Here is an 18,473-nt window from a genome sequence, read left to right on the forward strand (position 1 = left end):
GGCCAGTTCGGCGTCGAACTGGTGCCAGCCGGCGTAGTCGTCGCGGACCAGGAACCCGTGCCAGCCGCCCAGCACCCCGACCGCGCGGATGGCCTGTTTCGATCTGGAGGGTGTCGCCGCCAGCAGCACCAGGCGCTCGTCGGGGGTGCGGACGGTGACGACCTGCTCGGCACCCGGGACCGGTGCGCCGGTTTCGGGATCGACGTCCTTGAACGCGACGTTGACCGGGGTCTCATCGGCGCACAGCACCCGTTCGGCGCGTAGCGCGTCCCGCATCGCCGCATCGAACCCGGCGGCCTCCAGCCGGCCCGAGACCCGCTCGGCGGCGCGGGCGACGAACCCGGCCGCGACCGGCGCGCCCAGCAGCGACTCGATCAGCATCGCCGCCCGCTCGACCGGCACGTTGCCCTCGCTGCACAACAGCACGGCGGCGGCGTTGACGCCCGGCCCGTACACCACGGTCCCGGCCTGGGCGAACGGCACCGCACCGGTGGTGATCGCGCCGCAGCAGCCGCACCGGCGGCGCGGCAGCACCCAATGCACCCTCTCCAGGGTGATCGGCGGGATGTCCCAGATCTGCGCCCAGCCGTCCCCGGCATCATCGGCCCCGCCCAGCCCGGTACCGCATGAGGAGCACTCGGCCGGCGGATCGGCCCGCTCGCTCCGATCGATCTCATCCCCGCGCGCCGGTTCCAGCCCGGCACCCCTGCGTCCGGGCTGCCCGCCCGGCTTGCGGTCTTTCGACCGCACGCGCTGCGAGGACCGACGCCGAGCCTTCCGCTCCGCCACCGCCTCGATGCTCTCCTTGGACGTCGGCGTCCCCGAGTTCGTCGAGTCCATCCCCAGCCGGCGCTTCAACTCGGCGTTCTCGGCCTCCAGCGCTTCGACCCGGCCGACCAGCACCTCGACCAGACCGACCAGTTCCTCATACGAGGTCGGCACGGACGAAGACGAAGACACCCCATGATCTTCGTCGATCACACCAGCAAGATCAACACAGACAGCCCGGCACACTCACGCCACAACCGCCTAGCTCACGATGACCCGTGAATGGACACATGGAACGGCCACCCGTGGTGGTGGTCTCTCCGGTTTTCAAATCATCGACATAGTGGCCCGTCAGCTGGGATAGGGCTGGGACGGCGTCGGATTCGGCCCATTGCTGGGCGAGGACGATGATGGTGCTGCTGGAGTAGGTGAGGAAGGAGTGGCGGTCGACGGCCTATATCGATGTCAACGACAGGGCGGCGGTTCAGATCAGCGTGGACAGCACCGCGGCCATCTCTTCGTAAGAGCGCGCCACCGCGTCATGGTGGCCAAGCCGGAACCGCTCCAGACGCAGCGACCCGAGGTGCCGGGCCTCGTAGATTTGCGACCGCAGCACTGCCCCTGGCGAGGTGCGGCCCAGGGTCCCGTATCCGTCCCAGAACGCGCGCCGCTCGTCGTCCTTGGCGGTCGCCATCCGAATCGTCCAGTCGGCGGCGGGGTCCCCGAACCAGGTGCGGTCGAAGTCCAGCACACCGCTAATCCTGGGTACCGACGCCGTCTGCGACAGCATCACGTTGACCGTCCACAGGTCTCCGGTGAGCAGTTGGGGTCGGGTGACCTCGTCCAGGACGGCACGGTGGTCAGCGGCGACAGCGGCGACCTTGCGCAGGTCGGCCGGGTCCAAGCCCTCGTTCTCCACATCGGCGGCGATGTCCTCCAGTGACGCGAGCACTGCCTGCGACCAGGACGCGTGCCCCGGTCCGGCGACCGATCCGAAGTGCGGGCCTCGCACCCGGTGCACGGCGGCGGTGATCTCGCCGAGCTGCCGGAAGTAGCCGCCCCAGGTTTCGCGCGGATAGGCCGACAGCCGCTCGGGCGCCGGGACACCCTCCAGCAGGCTCTGCACCATGTAATCCCGGCCGATCACCTCGTGGGACCAGTCCGCGGCGATCACCCGCGGCATCAACGGCGCGATCACCGACAGCCAGGGCACCGAGGCGTGCTCGTTGCGCATCAGCTCACGTTCGCTGCGGAACTGGCGGTCCGGCTCCGGCGCCACGCGCAAGATCACCGGCTCGGTATCCGCAATCTCGACGCGGTACGTGGAGTTGTACATGCCCGCCCCCAGTTCGACGGCGGACATGACCTGGCAGCCGACCCCGAAGACCCGCTGCATCACCGCGCGGACTTCGTCGGCGGTCAGCGGCTGCTGGAACGCCCCCTCGCCCCTGGCCAGTGGACGGTAGTCCAGTGGCATGCCCCGCGCAGGTGCGGTGCGGACATCCCGGTCCGCAACGTCGATCCCACGGGATCGCAGATCGGCGTAGACGGTGTCACGGCCGACGTTGGCCGCGCGTGCCAGGGCGGCGACGTTGCGATTGCCCGCCCACCAGGCGGCGGTGAGCAGGTCGGCGCGGTCGCGCGGGAGCCGGTCCTGGCGGGTGGCCCACCTGCCGAGGTGATGGTCGTCTTCATTGGCTTGAGTCGTTGATGTCATGCGGAGACGTGCTCTGTGAGCTCGCTGGGCTGTTGCGTGCGGAAGAGTTCGGCCAGCGCAGCGATTCTTTGCAGCGGTCCGAGGTCTGGCTCGGGAACCGGACCAGTGCCGGTGAGGACGGCGGCGGCGTGCCGGATCGCTGTGTGCAGAGGCGAGTCGTGGATGACTTCGTCGTGCAGCACGACTCCGTCCCGTTCGGCAGTGACACGGTGATGGTTGCGGTCGAGTTGCCAGCCGCCGGGGACCGTGACCGGGTCGAGGTGCGCGGAGAACTGCGTCCGGCCGGCGTACACGGTGATCTTGCGGTGACGGTCGATGGCCGGGTGAACCCCACGGCGCCAGAGTGCGGGGTTGCCGGGGGCGGTGGGTGGCGTGCTGCTCCCCAACGCAACGGTGGGGCTGGCGATGTTGGAGATCAGTTCGATGCGCAGCCGGTTGGGCCCGTGGTTGATGGTTGAGCGTTCGGTGAGGGCCGAGACGAAGAGCCGAGGATCGTAGGTCGCGAGCAACTCGGCGCGCCGGGGGTCGGAAGCGAGGTATGCGGCGGCTGCCTCGGGCGGGAGGACCTGGCGTATAACGGCGAGCATATGGAGCCATTCGTAGCCGAGCACGCCGTAGGAATGGTCGATGAAGCGGCCACCGGCGATGTCGCCGGTCCGGTCCTTGGTGAACGTGACGGTGACATGGTCGGGTGCCACATCGGGTTCGAACCGGTCCATCAGTTCGGTGAGGACCTCGAAGGCGCGGGCGTGCCGGTACTGGTCGGTGACCATGACGCGCGCGCTGGGGTGGGCGGCGAGTAGATCGGTGAGGGCATCGATCTCGTGCCCCTGACAGGCGGGTTTCTCCAGCAGGACGCGAGCGCCCGGGTCCTTGGTGAGGATCATCTGCAGGACGGGCAGGTGGTCGGCGGTGGGACAGCACACCGACCACAGGCCGATGGTGGAGCCGATGGTCTCGGGCATCTTCTCCAGTCCGTGCGGGAACCCCGTGTACGTCGCGGGGAGGTCCTGATGTTTGGGGTCGACGATGATCAGATTCGCGCCCTGCTCGGAGAGGATCTGGGCATGCAGCCGACCGGCTGCGCCGTACCCGATGACGCAGGCGGACGTCGTCGAAAGGGGAGCGGTGCGTGTGCTCCGGACCGTCGTGCCGAGTGAGGCGGGGCCCTTGTCGGTAGCGAGGTAAGTGTCGTAGTAGGCGGAGTACAGGCCGGACTCCGCGATGATCTCGTTGACGAGATCGGTATGGACGCCGGGGGGCAAGCTGCCGGCGAGCCGGCAGGCAGTGTCAGCCGCGATCAGGGTTCCGGCCCGATAGGCGTCGTATCCCTGGTTGGGGATGGAGTCGGCCTCGAAGAGGTTCATGGAGCGGCCGTCGCCGAGGAGGGTGATGTCGCCTTGGCAGGGCAGGCGGTAGCGGCGGCCGACACCGGGGATCTCGACGGCGGGCAGGCCGTGGTCGGGATCGGCCAGGACGCTGAAGTCGCGGGTGGCGAAGGGGGCAAGGTAGGCGCCGTGGGGCAGCAGCGGAAGTTCGCGGAGAGTGAGGGCGTCTTCGCCGGTGGTCCCCACGATCAGGAAAGGCGGCGCGGCGCGCAAGGCGTCGGCGGCGGTGCGATGAGTGGTGTGGCCGGCTTCGGCCGCGCTGATCAGGGCGATGGGGTCGGGGTCGGTGACGTGGATCTGGCAGCCCTGATGTTGGAGGGCGGTGGCGATTCTGGAGCCGAGGGTGCCGTAGCCGAGGACGAGCACGCGACGCCCGATGACCTTGGCGGCGGGCAGCAGCGTACGCAACCGGCGCAGGCACGAATCGGCGATCTCGGGGTAGGCCAGGCAGGTCTTGAGCTGGGAACGGGCCAGGTTGAGGACGGGTACGGCGAGGTCTCCGGCCGCGGTGATTCTTTTGAGGCCGGAAACGGTGAGTTCTACGGCGGCGTCGACGCGGCGGGGCGCCTCGTGGCTGCCGTAGCCCTGGGCGAGCAGGCCTCCGTCGTCGATGGCGAGGACCTTGCGGCCGGCGGCGTGCGCCGTGTCGATGAACGCGTCGACTCGTCCCATCGCCTGGGCGAGTTCGGCGCGGTGGGTGCCGGGCGCGTTGACCGCGGTGTTGTCCAGCAGCCCGCTCGCGCATCCCTGGCTGAGGAGGGTGGCGTGGACGCGGTCGCGGTTGTGGGTGCGGTCGCCCTTGGCCAGAGCGTAGATCCACCGGGCGGGGACGCCGGCGCGCTGGAGGGCGATGAGGAAACCGAGGGTGTTCTCGACGTAGTGGTCGCGGAAGATGATCGCCCAGTCTGCGATCGAGTTCGCGGCAGGGATGAACTGCTCTAGCAGGGGCATGGACGTGGCGATCTGGTGAAGTTCGTCCGGGTGGAATCGCCGTGTCGCCTGCTGGAGTACGTCGGCGAGTTCGGCGGCTGCGTCGCGAGCTTCCGGCTGATGATCGAGGAGGATTTCCAGGTGGCCGGTTGGCAGGACGTGGCTGAGAGTGTCCGGCCGCTCCGGAGCGTAGGCGCGCCAACGCAGCGTGATCTGGTCGGAGCGGCTCGCGGTCCGTACGCCGCCGCCGGCGGTGAGGGCGAGGCTCGTCTCTCCGCAGGATTCGGCGTGGAGCCGGTGGCGACTGGCGAACTCAGCGACTACGTCGCGCAGGTCGGCCGGAGTGATGGGGCCCCGCAGGGTCCGCCAAACGGGGCGCGGAACAGAGCGCTCGCGCACGATGGGCACGGTGGTTCTCCCCTCGGGACAGCTTAGTGAAGGTGTGAGCGGATCAGCGTCCGGTGGACGCAATGAGGTCGGCCAGGAGCTGGTCGACTTCTTCCAGGTGATCGAGGAGGGCTGCGGCGGTTCGGTGCCGCAGTGTCCAGAATTCGTCGAGGTCGTCCTGGAACAGTCCCGGCTTCAGGTAGTGCTGCTTGACGCCATACAGGCTGCCGAGGAGTTGCAGCAGGGCGACGCGGCCGCAGGCGAGAATGTCGGCGTCCGCTACGGCCGGGTTCGCGGCCTGGTAGGCACGGATGAGGGTGCGTGCCGACTCCATCCAGTCCGGGTCACAGGCAACGGTGTTCGGGTAGAACGCCATGCGGCCGAGGTCGTAGGCGACCAGGAACGGGCTCGGTGGGCGGAAGTCCAGGACGGCGGTGAGGTCGTCACCGGCGTAGAGCAGGTTGACGGGGCTGTAGTCCCCGTGCAGGACCTGGGTGGTCAGAGACGGAGGGAGTTCGCTGATCAGGCCGGGTATGCGATCGAGCATCGTACGCCGCTCGTTCAAGGTTTGGGAGGCATGGACGTCGAAAGCGTCCGCGGTCCCAGCTTTGATGCGTTCGGTGATGACGTCCATGAGGCTGTCGACGGTCGACGCCAGGCGTGCGGGGTCTACGCGGAACCATGTGTCGGCCTCCGTGGACGGCATGGCGCTTTCGGGCAGCGGTGCGAAGGCAGCGTGGATGCGGCCGAGCACGTCTCCGGCTCGGGCGCATTGCCCGGTGTTCAGGGTGGTGACTACGCGGCCGGGCATCCACTCCCAGACCGACACCGCATATCCGGTGCTGTCGTCGATGAGCTCGGCGTGACGGTTCAGCACGATCGGGGCGGCGGGGATGGCGTGGTGGCGGGCGAGTTCGGACAGCGCGACCGCCCGTTGCTCAGCCGCGGTATCGGTGCCGGGCGGGTAGTGCTTGACGAACACGTCAGAGCCGTCGCAGGTGGCCCGATAGTTGATGGTTCCCTGCCCGATGGGCAGTTGCACCATGGTGCGGACGGCCAAGTCGTAGCGGTCGGTGAGGACCGCGGTTATGGCCTCGGTCGGAGGCACAGGGGTTGGTGCAGACATCGGATACTCCTTGGCGGCGCGGGCAAAGGGCGTCAATGAGCTCATGTTGTGCGGATTGTTCGTGCGAGCTGCGTATAGATGGCTCCCATGGCACGCCAGCGCGCCGCGCCTACTTCTCCGGTGTCGGGTGGGAGCCTGGCGGTGGCTTGATCTTCTGCTGCGGTCAGCGCGGGGCCTGGTCCGGCCGAGGGCGTGTACAGGCGATGCGGAGCTCCTCCGGTCATTTCCCGGATGGCGGGCAGATCGGGCGCGATGACCGGCGTGTTGCACGCGAGCGCGGTGGCGACCGAGCCGGGGTAGAGCGCCCGGGTGAAGAACTCCCACTCCCCGTCGATGCGGTACGGGCACAAGGCGACGTCGGCTGCCCGGTACAGGGCGTGGACGTGTCGCGGCGGAATCCGCTCGGGGAACAGATGGACGCGCCCGGCACGGGTCGCCCGGAGTTCGAGCTCGCGGAGGAGGCCGGCATCGCGGCTCGGCCCGACGATGAACAACTCCGCTCGCCGGGTCGCACGGGCGAAGGTGTCCACCACTGTTGGCAGTGCCTTGTAGGCGGTGATGTTGCCGAGCACGAGCACCGCGCGGTCCACGTCGGCCATGTCGCGTGCCAGTCGCCGGGCCGCCGCCGGAAGCCGGCCCGAGGCCGGGGTGGGGGCCGCCCATCCGGTGACGGTGACGGGAGCCCGGATCAGAGAGCGGATGTGGGCCGCGTCGGAATGGGTGTGGGTCATGGCGGCGTCGGCGAGGTCGAGGACGCGCCGTACGACGTACCGGTCCGCTGCGGTGGGGGGTCCGCCGTCGATGGGCAGGAGGTTGTGGACGGTCCACACGATCCTCCAACCGGCGACGCGGAGGGTCTCGAGCCGCCGCACCAGTACTTCGGCCGCAGCCCAGGTTCCCTGCCCGCTCGGCTTCCGGTAAAGCCGCTTGAGCCGGTGCAGGTTGATCACCCCGGGAGGCCCCGGATGCTTGGCGAGCATGTTGGGGTGCGCGGCGAAGTCCAGCCGCAGAGCGTGCGGGAAATGGCGCTCCATCTCGGCGAAGTACGGGCTGGGCCACGCCGGATAATTGCAGATCACCACCCACGGTCCGGTTCGATCGGTGACATGCGCGCTCACCGGTCCTGCCCCCATCGCGTGGCATGCCGCCGAGCCCACCACGTCACGGCCTCCTGGTATCGGACCAGCGCCGTGGACGGGGCCCGGTCGGTGCCCGTCCACTCCACGGCGACTTCGATGTGCTGCCCGTCCGCGATCAGGTCGATGACATGGTCGGCGACCCGCGCATGTCCCAGGCCGGTGAGTCCCAGACCGGGGTCGGACAGATGCAGGACCCCGATCCACGGTGCAAGCTGCCTCAGCCGTTCATCGGCGCGTCCATCGTCCACTTGTGCGAGTGCGTTGGACAGTTGCGCGGAATCGGCGAGAAGACGCAGGTTCGGCTGCTGCTTGAGCAGGCGGAGCAGCACCGAATGGGGGCGCCTGGCCAGCCACGCGCTGTGGTGGAGCTCGACCAGCAGCGGCACGGCAAATTCCGCAAGCGGAGTGCCGGGGAACCTGTGGAGCGGGTGCCGGGCGAGTAGACGCACCCAGCCCGCTCCGAGTGAACGGGCGGCGTTCGCCAGTCGGCGCACTTGGTCATGGGCTCGGGCGTGCACAGCGGAATCGCTGCTGATCAGGTCGGCCAGATCCGTATCTGCGGTGATGCCGGTGATCGGAACCGTGGCCGCGCTTACTTGCCGCCATCGCGACCATGTCCCCGCGTCTTGCCCGGCGATGTCGTATCCGCGGCTTCCACCGCGCAGGTGCACGGACGGGATGTTGTGGCGCGCCACCCACGACAGCAGTTCGGGGACCTCCAGACCGCGCACGGAAATGCTGTACAGCCCGACCGGGGCGGGGCCGCTCATGGCACCCAGTCGAACAAGACGATGGGTTCGTCCACGCGCTCTGGCCGGTTGAGTTGCCCGAAGACCCCCGGTGCGAGGTGGCCGGGCACACGCCGGCACCACGAAGCGGCAAGCCGCGGGTCCACGTGCTCGTTGAGCCACGACACGGTGTCGGTGTAGGTCTGCTGGTAGGCGCCATCCGGGACGGGAAGAAGCTCGTGCATCCCCACGATGGTCCAGCCGCCCCGGTGCGCTGCCAGCGTGGGAAGAACGCTGGTGTCGTCCGGGGTGCCCAGAAGCCCCAGGGTGCCGCCTGGCGCCACAAGGTTCGCCGCATGTTCGGGTCGTCCGGTGGCGTCAAGGACCAGCTCAACGCCGCCGGCCTTTCCCGTGGGCACGCATTTCGCACCTGGCGCCCGGCCAATGGGTGGGGACGGCCGGGCCGTCTGGACCGGTATCCGTTCGGCGCCGCGACGGTGCAGTTCCAGTGCCGCACCGAGCGCGACCGGGCCGGACCCCACCACCATGGCGTTCCGCACCATGGTCGCCGCTGGCAGGCGGTTCAGGCCGAGGGCTGCCATGAGCTGGAAACGGCCGACAGCCGCAGTGGGCAGTGGCGTCCCGGGCGGGACCGCGAGCGCTCCGGTGATATCGGCGGCGAAGGCGGCACCGTGGGGCACGGGGGCGAGGACCCAACCGCCACCGGACTCGCCAAGACACATGTAACCGGCATCCCGGATCCCGCCGCCCGCGGTGTCGTCCATCTGCCGTCGTTCCGTCCCGGGGCTGAGGATGCTGATTCGCCCGCCCAGCATGCCGTCCGGCGTCGGCCGAGCGGGCTGCAAGCGGGCTCGTCCAGAGACGAAACGTATCCGTGCACCGGCATATGCCGCGGAACTTGTCACAGGGCCTCCAGATATCCGGGCAGCTCGGTGAAATGCCTGATGACCCCAACGGGATCCGGCAAGTTGTCCGGGCGTGAGCCAGGGCTGATCAAAACGGCCCGCATGCCGCGGCGGTGCGGCCCTATGGCGTCCTTTTCCGGCATATCGCCGACGAACATGACCTCCTCGGCCGGGCACCTGGCCTTCTCCAGAACCGCGTTGTAGAAGTACGGATGGGGTTTGCGGACCCCGATCGTGCTGGAGAGGACCAGCGCCTCGAAACAATCCTCGATGCCGGCGGCGCGCAGCGTGCGGCGCCGTACAGCCTCGGGACGCTGGGTATCGCACGCCAGCACGCAAACGAGGCCGTCGCTATGCAGGCGCCGGAGCGTCGCGGCGGCTTCGGGGAGGATGCCGGCGTCGGGGACGGCCGTGAACACGGCCTCGGTGGCGCCGTGCGGATCCGGGATCACGGCTGCGCATGCACGCGCTGCGGCCATCAGTTGGTCGGCGAAGGGGCTTTGCGTGCCGTGCGCACGGTCTTCCCGCCGCGTCTGGCGGGCGACGGCGTCGAACGCGGTGGCGAAGTCCTCTGGAACCGAGGTGCCCTTGAGGTTCCTCAGCGCACCCGCGACCATAGCGCCGTCCGGACTCGGGCCCGGCTGTGCCAGGGTGCCGCCGAAGTCCACCGCCAGCGCTCGTACCGTCACCACGCCGCTCCTCCACTGGGGATCGGTACCGCACGGGTGAGCTGATCAACCTGTGCGGCGATACGTTGCGGCGCGCCCCACGCCATGTGCAGCGGTACGTGTCGAGCCAGCCTCCTGATAAGCGCGACACGGTGGTGGGCGCCGTCCGCGCTTTCCACCAGTCGCAGCACGGTGGAGGAGGAGTCCAGGATCCGGTCCAGTACGTGCGTACTGGCGCGCAGCCACGCCGTGGCGGCAGTGTGGCCGTCCGCCAACCCCAGGCCGGCCGTATGCGCCCGGGGATCACCATCGACGTCGACCAGAACGGCCGCGAGCAAGGGGGCGGTCCTGCCCAGGTCGTCGCCGCCTCCGTCGTCCCACTGGCTGCGGAGATCAACCTTTTCCTCATGCGACGAGCCGGCAGGCATGTTCGGGAACCAGCGGCGGAGCGCGTCGCTGCGGGCCAGGAAGGCGCTCGTCCCGCCCCGGAACGCGGGCACGTGACCAACATCGAGTAGCACAAGGTCGCCGGCGACTGGCCACCATCCTTGCTCGGCAAGCGCGATCGCAACCAGCGTCTTGCCTGCTCCGTGCCCGCCCAAGAGAACGACCGTTCCGCAGTCGCCCGGGCAGCGGAGCGCGACCGCATGCAGGCACAGAGTGCCGTGACCGAGATGCATCCGATGCAGGTGGGCATTGATGAGCCTCCTGGCATCGCCCAGGCTCACCTGGCGCTCCAGGGCCAGAGCTACCGGAACGCCCGCCTCAGCGGTGGTGAGAGTGCCCGGGGCGCTGCCTGGTACGTGCGGGGCGATCCACGGCCACCGTTCGGTGAATCGGGCGTCCGCCGCCACCCGCAGGACACGGCCCGCGCTGGGAACGGCGAATACCCCCGGGCTTTGCGTACCGCTCATCGCGCTGCTCCAGCCATCCCGGGAACGAGGGCCTTCAGCGCGTCCCAGACCGGCGCCGTCGACAGTGCCGCCGGGTCGCCGACGCTCAGCAGAGCGCCAGGGACCTGCGACAGCAGGTGCACCACCTCTGCATCATCGGCCGCGGGGCCGGTCGTGCGCGGCCCACCGGTCAGCCCCAGCAGATCGCTGGTGTAGAGGCGTTGGGCCGGTATTGTGAGCGCTTCCGCCACTGTGGACGCGAGTTGGTCGAACTCCAGCCGGACTCCCTGAACAACGGGGAGTCCACGGTGGTCGGCCGAGGTGATGCCGACCACCGCGCCGAGAGGCACCGGCGGAGAATGAGTCATCCCCAAGGCCGTACGGTGCTCGGCCGGGGTCAGCAATCGGCGCCGCCGCGTCCGACCGCGCACGACACGGTCCAGCACCGTCCCCGCTCCATCCGGGACCGGTAGATCATCGGGGAGGCACACCCGGGTGGGCCAGCCGATGACGGTCCCGTCGAGACCGACAAGAACCAGATCATCCGCGAGGAAGGCGGCGCCCAACTCCGTGCACGCCCGGTGGGCAAGGGTGGACTTGCCGCCGCGCTGTTCGGCCAGGAACACCAGCGCGACACCGTCGACTGCCACGGCAGAGGCGTGCAGCATCAGCCACCCCGCATCCAGCAGCCGGGAGGCGAAGAACACCTTCCCCAGCCAGTCGGCCCAGCGCACCGCGCTCACGTCGTCAGACGGCAACGCGAAGCGCGTCATGCGCATCGACGCGTCCGCTTCGATGACGACCATCGCCGAGTACGGACGGTAGAAGCCGAGAACCCGAATACGACCGGCCTGGTTATCCAGCACCCGCAACCGCGGACCACCACGTGGGAAGACCAGCTCCGGGCCTTCGGCGGCCTGTGCTCCCGACTGGTCCCATACCGCATCATCGTCGACTCGTACTGTCCAATCCGGATGGGCCGCGGGTGCTTGCAATGCGCACGGCGGCACCAGCATCTCCGTCACGCGCTCAAGCACATGATCGCGTGGCGTGATCACGTGCAACCTCAACCCGGCCAGATGGAGGTCGGCCTCCGCCCACGCGGACCGCGCTCGCCTCGCCATACCGCTCACCTCCAGCGCGTTTGTCGCCAGGAACGGACAAGTTGCTACCGTCAGGTCAGTGACGCGCGATAGCCCTGCAGAACGCACCAAATGGATCGTCCACAGCGAACGGGTCCTGGACGAGAACCGCCATATCCGAGTGTCGATGGCCAACATCGAACTGCCCAATGGAGTGGTGTTCGACCAGTACGTCTTTCGCGTGCCCCGATGCGTGATGACGGCCGTCCTCGACGATTTGGGGGAGAACATCCTCCTCATCTGGCGGCACCGGTTCATCGTCGACCAGTGGGATTGGGAGGTACCCGGCGGGTATGCCGAGCCCGGCGAGGACCCGGCCCTCGCCGCCGCACGAGAGGCTGAGGAAGAGACCGGGTGGCGGCCGAAGAACTTGGAATTCCTGTTCTCGTACCAGCCCATGATCGGTTCTGCGGACGCCCCGCAAGATCTGTACCTCGCCCGCGGTGCCGATCTCGTCGGCGAACCCCACGTCGATGAGGCTGAAGCCGTCCGCTGGATGCCGCTGGACGAGGCCAGCCAGCGGATCCAGCGCGGCGAGATCATCGGTGCCGCGACCGTCATGGCCGTCCTCCACGCACTCGCAGGGCGGGCAACCGCTCCTCCGCGTAATCCATGAGATCACGCACTTCCCGCTCAGCCTCGTACGGGTTCAATGCGCAAGTCAGATCGCGTATGTAGCGGTAGACGCGCGCGGAGGTAAGGCCGGATGCCATGTCGATCGCCATCCGGCCCTGCTCGCAGGCTTCATCGAGGCGGCCCTGCGCGGCCAGAGCCATCGCCAGCACCGCGATATTGAAAGTCTTGCCCCTCCTATACGCCGGATCCATATCCAGCGACCGGAGTGCGTACCGCTCAGTCTCCGAGGCCCTTCCCAGATCCCGAAAGCAATGCGCGATCTTGGCGCTGAAGTAGGCGTCACCGAAGTACGTCAGCCAATCGGGCAGGCCCGAACTTGTCACGCGCTCATAGGCGCCCTCAGCGCGGGTCAGCGCGAGCGTGCACGCGCGGGCTTCACGCTGAGCGGCGTATCCGTGCGCCTCCATGACTAGGCATTCGGTCATCAGTGCGGGCAGGCCGGCGCGACGCGCGGCGGTCTGCGCCGCCCGCGCCAGGTCAACCGCGCACGCCGGTTGGGCGAGGTAATGGGCTTGCTGGCTCATCGCGGCGAGGACCTCACCGCACAGCCCGTCATCTCCGCCGAACTTCGCCATCGCGAGAGCCTGGATGAGGTATCGCTGGGCGAGGCCCTGCTTGTCCAGGTCGTGGTAGAGCCAGGCGGCCAGTTTGGTCAGGTCGGCGGCTGCGGCGAACAGGCCGCGTCTGATCTCCTCAGTCGAGCGGCCGTCGCGCAGCAAAGGGCCCACGTGGGTGTGCAGATACTCGATCACCGGGCTCCGGACGTGGCCGCCACCGAGCCGATTATCCAGAATTCGGAATGCTTGAGTGACCTGCCGGATTTCCTCCACATCGCGTGGGCTGACGCGGCGTCCACTGGCAGGCGCCGGCGCTGGATCCCACGGGCCGAGGAGCCAGCGCAGGGCCGAGGTGGCGAAGGCTGACGAGTCGACCTCCGCGTCGACCAGGTGCCGTTGCTGATCGAGATCGGCCTTCCACAAGATGCTGGCGGTGCGCGCGATCCCGGCCTGGTTCATCGGCAGTTCCAAACCGACACTCCTGGACAACACATGCGGTTTCATTCCGAGTTCGGGCACCGATACCCGCCGTCCCAATTCGATCGTGAAGACCTCGGCAATGATCTCCGGAACCGGGTGCCGCGGCTGCTCACCGCGCAGCCACCTGGCGACCCAGCTGTGGTTGTAGTGCAGGTCAGGGGCACCGCGTAGGTCACCTAGGCGAACTACGCGGTCCGCCAACCCCCTGTTCGAGAAGCCGGCTTCCGTGATCATCCTCGCGAGTTGATGATTAGGCTGCTTCTCCTTCATCGCCGCACCTCTCCTGGGCCAATGCCCGACAGTCTTGCACTGGCGGTTTCCAGTAGCGACCCGATACCGGCGACGCACGCCCCCCTTTCACGCACCCGTATCTCGTGCCGATAGTCATTCAGCTTTCAAGGATGAGAAGCCGACTGCTTCGGCGACGTACTTGGCTTGCCTCTGTCACTCGTCCGCGAGCTACCAGGTGCCCGGGAACATTCGGCCCTTGAGGAACAGATCGATCTGCTCGGCGGCCGACTTCGCGTCCCCGCAGGGCCACAAGAACCCCTGCCGACCGCGCAGCGTCTCGTAGTAGCCCCACGTCCCACCGGGAGTGGCCCGGGCGGAGACGACGATCCCGACCTCCTTTGAGAAACCGGCGTGCACCCAAAGCATGGGCAGCGGAGTCGGGAACTCCTCGGGCCGGTAGAACTTGACGAAGCGCCACCCCTGCGGCTGGAGCGCGACGGCGAGTGTTTCCAGGTAGCGGACGGCGGTTCGCCGACCGAGCCGAGTGCGCAGGCGGAGCACCTGACGTTCGGCCCGGAGACTCAGAGCGCGCACTTCGCCCACGTGACCTTCCGTCCTTCAGAGAGCGCACACGTGCCCCACTCCTTGGCGAGCGCGGAGACCAGGAGGAGCCCGCGACCGTTGATCGCGGTCTCGCTTTCCGGCTGCACGCTGGGGAGCCCATCGCCGCCGTCCTCGACCTCGATGATCGGCAGCCCGTCCGCCGCGTCCCGTACCACACGAACGACGATCAGACCCTCCCCGTACAGCAGTGCGTTCGTCACAAGCTCGGACACGATGAGCTGCGCCGTGTAGGCGTCATCGATGCCCCGATCCTGGAACCACTCGCCGACGAACTGCCGGGCGGCCCCGGGGGCGCGCTCGGCTGGCCCCCGAACAAACAGCTCCAGATCACCCACGTGGACGATCATTTTCTCGTCCTCTTCGGGGTCGTTCAACGCGTTCCACCTTCCCTATCCGTCGTGAGTTCGGGCACGTCCAGCCCTCGCCGGTGTCCGGACGGCGTTCGCGCTCGGCGGCGAGCGCGACGCTGGCGGGCGGGCCTCACCGGCTGCCGTGGCCGCCGCGCTTCTTCGCTAGGACGAGCGGTCCGGGGCGGGCGGACGTCAGCGCCAAGCACCGTCATGACCGCGTCCGCAAGGCTCGCCGGGGTGGCGGCCTCAACGAGACGGCCCTCTACGACCGCCCACCACCGACGGGTGTAGAACCCGAACCACGCGACCACACCGAACCGAACCGCCAGGTGCTGGATCTCAGCGCGGACGATCGGTCTGGTGTCTATAGGGACCGTTGCGTCCGATAGCACGGTCACACTCCCGTCCCGAGGGGGAAGGCGTCCGAGACATGGCCGGAACTACCGGCGTATATCCGCGCATTCACCGTCACCCCGAAGCCGACCGAGCCTGATATGCCCGAAAAGGGGATAGATCGCCGTCCGAGGAGAGCCCGCGTGTCGAGAGTTGTCGCAACACTCGCCACCGATGGCGCAAGCATGGACATAATCGGACAATTGAATTTCGCGATCATGATTGCCTCCTCATCCCCGGAATTTTGCTTGGCGATTCCGCTTCCCAAGAATGAGGCGTTGTGCTTAGGCTCGGCTTTACTCTCAAGAACACAAAACACTGGAGGGGCCATGCCGAAGGTTCGCGACCCGCTCGACCCCAAGATCTCCCAGTGGCACCTGCTCTCGTACTACCTGCGGTTCTTCCGGGAGAAGGAAGGGCTCTCGCTAACCCAGTGGGGGAAGATCATCGGCGCTGCCCGCTCTACTGTTTCGAACATGGAGGCCGGCCGACACCGCATCCACGAGGACCACGCCAAGCTCATCGACCGCCACTTCGGCACCGGCCGCCTGTTCGAGCTGCTCCTCTGGTTTGCCCGGACGGCCCACAACCCCGACTGGTTCCGCCAGTACACCGAGTACGAGAAGCAGGCGACGTTCACGAAGATCTACCACGGCGGCCTGATCCCGCTCCTCTTCCAGACGGACGACTACACGAAGGCGTTCGTCCAGGTGAGCGACAGCCAGGACCTGGAGGCCGAGCTGACCGCGCGCCTCGGACGCAAGCAGGCCATGCTCGGACGTACCGAGCCGGCGTTCACCTGGCTCCTGCTCGGCGAGGCAGCCCTCGCCTCCCAAGTCGGTGGTCCCGCAGTCATGGAGGCGCAGCTCCGCCAGCTCCGTGCGATGACGGACCTACCGCACACGAGCGTGCGCGTCGTTCCGTTCACGGCCGGAGCACACCGCGGCGTCGACGGATACTTCCAGGTCATCGGCCTGGAAAACAGGGACATCGGCTACGCCGGAGCCCAGAAGGGCGGCCGCCTGATCGAAGGCCCAAGCGAGGCCAGGGAGCTGAGCTTTATATTCGACCGTATCGGCGCGAAAGCCGCGTCTGAGGACGACTCTCGCTCCCTCATCGAACGCTACCTGGAGACCTACCCATGACCGAGCAGTGGCGCAAGAGCTCGTACAGCGGCGGAGCCAACGACGCAACCTGCGTCGAACTGGCCAGACTGTCCACCGGCATCGGCATCCGCGACTCCAAAGACCCCGATAACAGCCCCCTTATTGTCCCCCCAGCGGCCCTCCGCCAGGCCCTCCGACGGGTGACCGAGCGATGAGAACCGTGATCTCCGGCAAGGGGATGGCCGCCCGTCGACCTCATCGGACAGCTTATTGACCGCTACGGGCCGCCATTGCCGGGTGGGCGCGCATGGAAATATGGAGGCCGTCTGAAGCAGTGTCAGTTGACCCCCGTCCACCAGGTCAGCTGATCTTAGCTCTATGCTGGAGGAAACGTTCGTGGCGGTCGTGGACCTCCTGGCCTATAAAGGCCTTGAACTGGCCGAGCTTGTAAGCGGTTGTGCTCTTGGTGACGCGCTTGTCGATCTCGAAATCTCGGCTGAGCAGTGACATCCGATATTCTAGCTCAGGTACATCAAGATCTAGTTTCGATGCACGCAGCAACTGAGCGACGGTCATGTAGTCACCGTAATCGCGAAGTGCGCGATAGAGTGGATCATGATGGCGATCAATATCCCGCTCGCGAGGAGTCCCCTGCTTCTGGAGGGCACGGGCGATCGCTTCTCCAACCGCACGAGCAACGGGCGGCGGGAACGCGTTCCCAATCTGGCGGTATCGCGAGGTCTTGCGGCCCGTGAACTCCCAGCCCCACTCGTCGCGCCATCCTTGGATGCGGGCCACCATCTCACAGGTCAACTTGGGGCCAATCTCGAACGTGTCGCCAGGCTCCGGGGCGTGATTCGCGACCCCGAGGGCGTCTACGCCGAGTTGTGCCCAGGCGCGCTTGGCCCGTGTCGGCCCCAGGTCTGCGCCGCCGTGTTTCTTGGACCCGCCAACGATGGTGGGCGCAATCTTGTTGGCCTTCTCTGCCCACTCCTCGGCCCCCTCCCAGCCGTTGGCAGCCATCAGGTCGATGAGGGTTTCACCGACGGTTGGAGGTGGTCCGGCTGGTTCTGGCCAGTAGAAGTAAGGGGCGTACTCTTCTTGGAGCGCTACAAGCACAAACCGTGGCCGTAGTTGGGGGACGCCGAAGTCCGAGGCGTTGAGCAGACGCCACTCGGCGACGTAGCCGAACTCCTGGAGGCGGTCCAGTACATGCTGGCGATAGCCGGCGAAGCGGTGCATACTTAGCCCGCGGACGTTCTCGAGTAGCAGTGCACGGGGATGCATGTAGTTGACCTGCTCAACGGCCCAGGCGAACAAGTCGCGCTCGTCGTTGGCACCAAGCTGCTTGCCTGCGATGCTGAACGGTGGGCAAGGGACTCCACCTGCAAGTAGGGCGATGTCCTGGTGATCAGCGGGCTTCCAGACCTCCGGGTCCGCCACGTCCCCACGCTGGACGATTGAGTCTGGCAACAACCCCCGCCGGGCTTCCAGGTTCTCGGCCAGGGTGGTCGCGGCGTTGTCATCCAGCTCGACCGCCAGGCGATGGCTGAACCCTGCCAGCTCCAGGCCGAGCGCCTGACCGCCAGCACCAGCGCAGATCTCGACTATTTCAAGATCCGCCACGTTGGCCTCCTGATGATGTTCGTGTGTTCAGCGGGGATGAGGTCATACGCAGTATCTTCACCCATGCAACCACCGCAGAGTGATTCGAGTGAGTGACGGCAACACTGTGTCCAGTGATAGCAGCAAGGACCGACGGGAGAGGGCCTGGGCCGCAGGAACCTACCCTCGGCCCGCGAGCGAGGGACGCTCGCGGAACATGAAGGCGAACCGCCGTTCGGACACCAAGCCTGAGATCGCCCTCCGCCGCGCACTGCATGCGCGAGGCTACCGGTACCGGAAGGACTTCCGGCTGGACCTGCCCAGCGGCGTGCGGGTCCGTCCGGACATCGTCTTCACTGCGCGCAAGGTCGCGGTGTTTGTAGATGGCTGCTTCTGGCATGTATGTCCCGAGCATGGGCGTGAGCCCACCAGCAACGAGTGGTACTGGACGCCCAAGCTCCGGCGCAACGTTGAGCGGGATCGCGCAGCCGATGCCGCGCTTCAAGCGGCTGGGTGGCGTGTCGTGCGACTGTGGGAACACGAGCCCCTCCCCGCTGCCCTTCAGGCCGTTACAGACGCGATCGGACCCACTCTAGTCGAACGCAAGTTCGAAGATTCATCAGAGGCTGAGTAAGGCGCGAAGGTGACGAGCAATCAGCCGCTGCGTAACAGCGATCAG

Annotated in this window: 17 protein-coding genes and 1 pseudogene; 4 read left to right on the top strand and 14 right to left on the bottom strand. The window is 67.5% G+C overall.

The window, feature by feature from the left end:
* The 10 genes and pseudogenes from HUX53_RS09605 to HUX53_RS09650 all read right to left on the bottom strand — a co-directional run.
* Window positions 1-891, bottom strand: a pseudogene (locus HUX53_RS09605) (transposase); the annotation flags it as partial.
* Between the two features lie 361 nt (window positions 892-1,252).
* Complete coding sequence (locus tag HUX53_RS09610; RefSeq protein WP_255205085.1) at window positions 1,253-2,485, bottom strand: phosphotransferase family protein; 1,233 nt, start codon at window positions 2,483-2,485, stop codon at window positions 1,253-1,255.
* The gene (locus tag HUX53_RS09615; RefSeq protein ID WP_176402807.1) at window positions 2,482-5,211 is read right to left on the bottom strand and encodes a hypothetical protein; all 2,730 of its coding nucleotides are present in this window, start codon (window positions 5,209-5,211) and stop codon (window positions 2,482-2,484) included. The genes HUX53_RS09610 and HUX53_RS09615 overlap by 4 nt, the downstream gene beginning before the upstream one ends.
* A 43-nt stretch (window positions 5,212-5,254) precedes the next feature.
* Window positions 5,255-6,316: a phosphotransferase enzyme family protein gene (locus tag HUX53_RS09620; RefSeq protein ID WP_176402808.1), complete on the bottom strand. Its 1,062-nt coding sequence runs from the start codon at window positions 6,314-6,316 to the stop codon at window positions 5,255-5,257.
* A 41-nt stretch (window positions 6,317-6,357) separates the two neighbouring features.
* Window positions 6,358-7,476 carry a glycosyltransferase gene (locus tag HUX53_RS42480; RefSeq protein WP_176402809.1) on the bottom strand — a complete coding sequence of 373 codons (1,119 nt, stop codon included), beginning with the start codon at window positions 7,474-7,476 and terminating at the stop codon, window positions 6,358-6,360.
* Window positions 7,431-8,225 carry an AP endonuclease gene (locus HUX53_RS09630; protein ID WP_176402810.1) on the bottom strand — a complete coding sequence of 265 codons (795 nt, stop codon included), beginning with the start codon at window positions 8,223-8,225 and terminating at the stop codon, window positions 7,431-7,433. Before HUX53_RS09630 ends, HUX53_RS42480 begins: the two co-directional genes overlap by 46 nt.
* The gene (locus HUX53_RS09635; RefSeq protein ID WP_217919275.1) at window positions 8,222-8,968 is read right to left on the bottom strand and encodes a hypothetical protein; all 747 of its coding nucleotides are present in this window, start codon (window positions 8,966-8,968) and stop codon (window positions 8,222-8,224) included. The genes HUX53_RS09630 and HUX53_RS09635 overlap by 4 nt, the downstream gene beginning before the upstream one ends.
* A 137-nt stretch (window positions 8,969-9,105) precedes the next feature.
* Window positions 9,106-9,801, bottom strand: a complete 696-nt coding sequence (locus HUX53_RS09640) for an HAD family hydrolase (RefSeq protein ID WP_176402811.1) — start codon at window positions 9,799-9,801, stop codon at window positions 9,106-9,108.
* Complete coding sequence (locus tag HUX53_RS09645; RefSeq protein WP_217919276.1) at window positions 9,795-10,505, bottom strand: hypothetical protein; 711 nt, start codon at window positions 10,503-10,505, stop codon at window positions 9,795-9,797. Before HUX53_RS09645 ends, HUX53_RS09640 begins: the two co-directional genes overlap by 7 nt.
* 182 nt (window positions 10,506-10,687) lie before the next feature.
* Window positions 10,688-11,728, bottom strand: coding sequence for a hypothetical protein (locus HUX53_RS09650; RefSeq protein ID WP_176402812.1), 1,041 nt, complete (start codon window positions 11,726-11,728; stop codon window positions 10,688-10,690).
* A 124-nt stretch (window positions 11,729-11,852) separates the two neighbouring features.
* Here HUX53_RS09650 and HUX53_RS09655 point away from each other — a divergent pair, with 124 nt between their 5' ends.
* Window positions 11,853-12,428, top strand: coding sequence for an NUDIX hydrolase (locus HUX53_RS09655; protein WP_309237138.1), 576 nt, complete (start codon window positions 11,853-11,855; stop codon window positions 12,426-12,428).
* Here HUX53_RS09655 and HUX53_RS09660 read toward each other — a convergent pair.
* The 3 genes from HUX53_RS09660 to HUX53_RS09670 form a co-directional block, all read right to left on the bottom strand.
* On the bottom strand, window positions 12,370-13,755 hold the full coding sequence (locus tag HUX53_RS09660) for a hypothetical protein (protein ID WP_217919277.1): 1,386 nt from the start codon (window positions 13,753-13,755) through the stop codon (window positions 12,370-12,372). The two genes, HUX53_RS09655 and HUX53_RS09660, sit on opposite strands and share 59 nt — an antisense overlap.
* A 189-nt stretch (window positions 13,756-13,944) precedes the next feature.
* Window positions 13,945-14,310: a hypothetical protein gene (locus HUX53_RS09665; protein ID WP_176402813.1), complete on the bottom strand. Its 366-nt coding sequence runs from the start codon at window positions 14,308-14,310 to the stop codon at window positions 13,945-13,947.
* The gene (locus HUX53_RS09670; protein ID WP_176402814.1) at window positions 14,298-14,714 is read right to left on the bottom strand and encodes an ATP-binding protein; all 417 of its coding nucleotides are present in this window, start codon (window positions 14,712-14,714) and stop codon (window positions 14,298-14,300) included. The genes HUX53_RS09665 and HUX53_RS09670 overlap by 13 nt, the downstream gene beginning before the upstream one ends.
* A gap of 698 nt (window positions 14,715-15,412) precedes the next feature.
* Between HUX53_RS09670 and HUX53_RS09675 the strand changes: the two genes are divergently transcribed.
* Complete coding sequence (locus HUX53_RS09675) at window positions 15,413-16,228, top strand: helix-turn-helix transcriptional regulator (RefSeq protein ID WP_176402815.1); 816 nt, start codon at window positions 15,413-15,415, stop codon at window positions 16,226-16,228.
* A complete protein-coding gene (locus HUX53_RS09680; RefSeq protein ID WP_176402816.1) occupies window positions 16,225-16,404 on the top strand; it encodes a DUF397 domain-containing protein in 180 nt (59 codons plus the stop codon). The genes HUX53_RS09675 and HUX53_RS09680 overlap by 4 nt, the downstream gene beginning before the upstream one ends.
* Window positions 16,405-16,549: 145 nt before the next feature.
* Here HUX53_RS09680 and HUX53_RS42485 read toward each other — a convergent pair whose 3' ends face one another.
* Entirely contained in the window at window positions 16,550-17,815 is a 1,266-nt protein-coding gene (locus HUX53_RS42485) for a DNA cytosine methyltransferase (RefSeq protein WP_176402817.1), read from the bottom strand.
* A 106-nt stretch (window positions 17,816-17,921) separates the two neighbouring features.
* On the opposite strand from HUX53_RS42485, the gene HUX53_RS09690 reads away from it, so the two are divergent.
* Window positions 17,922-18,428, top strand: a complete 507-nt coding sequence (locus tag HUX53_RS09690) for a very short patch repair endonuclease (protein WP_176402840.1) — start codon at window positions 17,922-17,924, stop codon at window positions 18,426-18,428.
* Window positions 18,429-18,473: the final 45 nt, after the last annotated feature.

Origin of the sequence: Actinomadura sp. BRA 177, from assembly GCF_013372625.1 — a bacterium.
GTDB lineage: Bacteria > Actinomycetota > Actinomycetes > Streptosporangiales > Streptosporangiaceae > Spirillospora.

What these genes read in the sequence shown, in the direction of transcription:
- HUX53_RS09630 (WP_176402810.1), bottom strand. Translation starts at nt 8,225, where the DNA reads ATGAGCGGCCCCGCCCCGGTCGGGCTGTACAGCATTTCCGTGCGCGGT.
- HUX53_RS09610 (WP_255205085.1), bottom strand. Translation starts at nt 2,485, where the DNA reads ATGACATCAACGACTCAAGCCAATGAAGACGACCATCACCTCGGCAGG.
- HUX53_RS09635 (WP_217919275.1), bottom strand. Translation starts at nt 8,968, where the DNA reads ATGGACGACACCGCGGGCGGCGGGATCCGGGATGCCGGTTACATGTGT.
- HUX53_RS09680 (WP_176402816.1), top strand. Translation starts at nt 16,225, where the DNA reads ATGACCGAGCAGTGGCGCAAGAGCTCGTACAGCGGCGGAGCCAACGAC.
- HUX53_RS09675 (WP_176402815.1), top strand. Translation starts at nt 15,413, where the DNA reads ATGCCGAAGGTTCGCGACCCGCTCGACCCCAAGATCTCCCAGTGGCAC.
- HUX53_RS09660 (WP_217919277.1), bottom strand. Translation starts at nt 13,755, where the DNA reads ATGAAGGAGAAGCAGCCTAATCATCAACTCGCGAGGATGATCACGGAA.
- HUX53_RS09620 (WP_176402808.1), bottom strand. Translation starts at nt 6,316, where the DNA reads ATGTCTGCACCAACCCCTGTGCCTCCGACCGAGGCCATAACCGCGGTC.